At 65.2% G+C, this 3,557-nt stretch carries 3 protein-coding genes; 1 reads left to right on the top strand and 2 read right to left on the bottom strand.

Features of this window, described 5'->3' with window-relative positions:
- The coding region (locus tag VGD20_RS00735) for a malate synthase G (protein ID WP_331132618.1) at nucleotides 1–2,078 on the bottom strand (2,078 nt) is incomplete at its 3' end.
- Nucleotides 2,079–2,249: 171 nt separating this feature from the next.
- Between VGD20_RS00735 and VGD20_RS00730 the strand changes: the two genes are divergently transcribed.
- Nucleotides 2,250–2,549: a hypothetical protein gene (locus VGD20_RS00730; RefSeq protein WP_331132617.1), complete on the top strand. Its 300-nt coding sequence runs from the start codon at nucleotides 2,250–2,252 to the stop codon at nucleotides 2,547–2,549.
- Between the two features lie 11 nt (nucleotides 2,550–2,560).
- On the opposite strand, the gene VGD20_RS00725 is transcribed toward VGD20_RS00730, so the two are convergent.
- Nucleotides 2,561–3,557, bottom strand: a 997-nt coding sequence (locus tag VGD20_RS00725; protein WP_331132616.1) for a GGDEF domain-containing protein, incomplete at its 5' end; no start/stop codon positions are given.

Below are 3,557 nucleotides of genomic sequence, written 5' to 3'. Positions count from 1 at the left end.
GCCTGCCGGTATTTGTGGAGCAGCGGTTCGGTATAACCCGATGGCTGCGTCACGCCTTCGAAGATCAGCGCGCGGGCGGCCTGGTAGGCGATGCCGTCGCGGGCCAGCTTTTCGTAGAGCGCGTCACCGGCGTTCTGCGCGTCGACCTTGGCCGCCATGCGCGCCAGCGCGGTGTCGACCTGCGCCTCGGTACAAACGCCGTGAAGGAGCCAGTTCGCCAGCGCCTGGCTGGCGATACGAAGCGTCGCGCGGTCTTCCATCAGGCCGACATCGTCGATGTCGGGCACCTTCGAGCAGCCGACGCCCTGGTCAATCCAGCGCACGACATAGCCGAGAATACCCTGGCAATTATTGTCGAGTTCGCGAGCGATTTCGGCGTCGCTCCAATTACGGCCGGCCGCGACGGGGATGTTGAGCAAACGGTCGAGCGACGGCACCGTCTCGCCCGCGATCTCGCGCTGGCGCGCAAAGACATCGACCTGATGATAGTGAAGCGCGTGCAGCGTCGCCGCGGTCGGCGACGGCACCCATGCGGTGTTTGCACCCGATTTCGGATGGCCGACCTTGGCGTCGAGCATCGCTTTCATCAGGTCGGGCATCGCCCACATGCCCTTGCCGATCTGTGCCCTGCCCGAAAGGCCGCAGGCGAGGCCGATGCGGACGTTGCGGTCCTCGTAGCTGGCGATCCAGTCGCTCGCCTTCATTTCGCCCTTGGGAATCATCGGTCCCGCACGCATCGAGGTGTGGATCTCGTCGCCGGTGCGGTCGAGGAAACCGGTGTTGATAAAGACGATGCGATCCTTCACGGCATGGATACACGCGGCGAGGTTCGCCGACGTCCGACGTTCCTCGTCCATCACGCCGACCTTCATCGTGTGGCGCGCGAGGCCGAGCATATCTTCCACGGCATCGAACAGCCGGTTCGTGAAGCCGCATTCCTCGGGTCCGTGTTGCTTGGGCTTCACGATATAGATGCTGCCCGCGCGGCTGTTGGTCAGCGTGCCGAGCCCCTTGAGGTCATGGAGCGAGCAGAGGCTGGTGATCACCGCGTCGCACAGCCCCTCTGGCGCCTCGGTTCCGTTCGGCAGGCGGATCATCGGCGTCGTCATCAGATGGCCGACGTTGCGCACGAACATCACGCTGCGACCGTGGAGGAGGAAGGGGTCTCCCGCCGGCGACGTCCATTCGCGGTCGGCCTCCATCGCCCGCGTCACCGTCTTTCCGCCCTTGGTAAAGCTTTCGACGAGGTCGCCGCGCATCAGGCCGAGCCAGTTGGTATAGCCGAGCGTCTTGTCCTCGCCGTCGACCGCCGCGACGCTGTCCTCAAGATCGATAATCGTCGTCAGCGCCGCTTCGAGGACGACGTCGGCGATGCCTGCGGGGTCGGTCTTGCCGATCGCGCTTGCCGAATCGATCACCAGTTCGATGTGCAGCCCATTGTGGCGGAGGAGGATGCCGCCCGGCTTGCTGCCGACCCATTGCGCCGGATCGGCAAGCGCCGGTTCTCCGCCCTGCCAATCGGCCCAGCTTCCCGACGCGAGCGGCACCGCTTCGTCGAGGAACGCCTTGGCGCGCGCGATCACCGCGGCGCCGCGGGCGGCATCGTAACCGCCGGGCCTTGCCGGCGGCGCGTCGAGCGCATCGGTGCCGTAGAGCGCGTCGTAGAGGCTGCCCCAGCGCGCGTTGGCGGCGTTCAAGGCGAAGCGCGCGTTCAATGCGGGCACGACGAGCTGGGGACCCGCCATCGTCGCGATTTCGGGATCGACATTGTCGGTGCCGACCTGAAACGGCGCGGGTTCAGGGACAAGATAGCCGATCTCGCGGAGGAACGCCTGATAAGCGGCGGGGTCGTGCGCCTGTCCGGCGCGCGCTTCGTGCCAGGCATCGATCTGTGCCTGCAAATCCTCGCGCTTCGCCAGCAAAGCGGCGTTCTCGGGCGCCAGCCTGCCAAGCAATGCCGCAAAATCGTTCCAGAATTTCGCGGCATCGAGCCCCGTGCCCGGCAGCGCGCGCTGCTCGATGAAATCGGCCAGCCGCGAATCGACGGACAGGCCGGAACGGTCGAGAAATTCGGTCATGCAAGCACCCTCTGGTCGGCGCGGCTGCGCCAGTGGACCCGGGGAGGAAAGGGCCGCCGCCCTATGCCGCGATTGGTTTCGATTGGCAATGGAGCTTTCCAAGCGCGCCCGTATATATTATGCTGCAACGCACAACATAATAAACCCTCCCCAAGAACGATCCTGGAAACCATGGACGATACCCGACTCAAGCTGATGGAAGCCATTGCGCGCAAGCGCATGGTCACCGCGCATTATAACGGCCAGATCCTCACGCTGGCACCACATCTGCTGTTCGAACGGCACGGCGACCTGTTCATCAGCGCGCTGAACCTCAACAAGAGCCGGCGATCGGACGAAGAGCCCCGCCTCGGCCATTTCAAGCTGGGCGGTCTGGCATCGATCGAGCTCAGCGAAGAGAGTTTCGATCCCCTGCCCGGCTTCGAGCCCGCCGCGCCGCGCGAGGAAGACACGCCGCTTCTCGCCGTTTGACGGCGACTTGGTCAAGCGACGCCCACGGCAGGCATCGGCGGCAATTCACCCAGCGCGACGCGAACGCGATTCCGTCCGCCGGCCTTGGCGCGGTACAGCGCGGCATCGGCACGGCGCGACAAATCGAACAGCGAATCGCCGGGTCCATGCTGCGCGACCCCGAAGGACGCCGTAAACTCCCGGTCGACCCCCAGCACGGGCAGTTGCGCCGCGGCAAAGGTCGTACGCACGGTTTCGGCGTAAAGGCGGCCTTCGGACAACAGCGCGTCCGGAATCAGGACGGCGAATTCCTCGCCCCCGATACGTCCGACGATCGCGCCGGAGGGCGCCGCATCGACCAGCATGGCGGCAAAATGCGCGATCACGCCGTCGCCCGCGGCGTGGCCGAAGCTGTCGTTGATCCTTTTGAAATGGTCGAGATCGGCTGCGACCAGCACCGCGTCGCCATTGCCGCGCAGCAGCGCCAGTTCGGCATGATGTTCGAAACCGCGCCGGTTCAGGACGCTCGATAACGGATCGGTTTCGGACCGCGCGATCATCTCGGCGGTCGAATCGCGCATCATCACCAGCAGCAGGACGAGCGCGATCGCCATCAGCGTGACGACGCTCCCGCTTTGCGAAATGGCGGCATAGGTCGTCGCCATATAGCCTTGCGGCGCATTCGCCGTTCCGACCTGCGCGGCGATGAAGGGCTTGGCGACATAGATCAGCGCCGCGAGAATCTGCAGGGCGATCAGCAGCAGGTCGAGCGCCTGGCGGCGGCCCGAGCGCCAGATCATCAGGCCGAGCAAGGTCTGCATCGCGAAATAGGGGAGCTGGTAAAGCATCAGCCGCAGGGTCGACCCATAGGTCATGCTGAAAATCACCGGCACGGCAAGGATCGTGACGACCCAGATCGCGGCCATCGCGGCCCAGGGCGGCTGCGCACGGTAATGACAGGCGACACCGATCAGGGCAAAGCTGAGCGCGAGCAGGAAAACGAGAAAGATGCCGATCCCGACGGGGGTC

The sequence above is a fragment of the Sphingopyxis sp. genome (assembly GCF_036402335.1).
Taxonomy (GTDB): Bacteria; Pseudomonadota; Alphaproteobacteria; order Sphingomonadales; family Sphingomonadaceae; genus Sphingopyxis.
The sequence above is the reverse complement of the archived record's forward strand: the minus strand, read 5'-3'. Positions and strand labels throughout refer to the sequence as shown.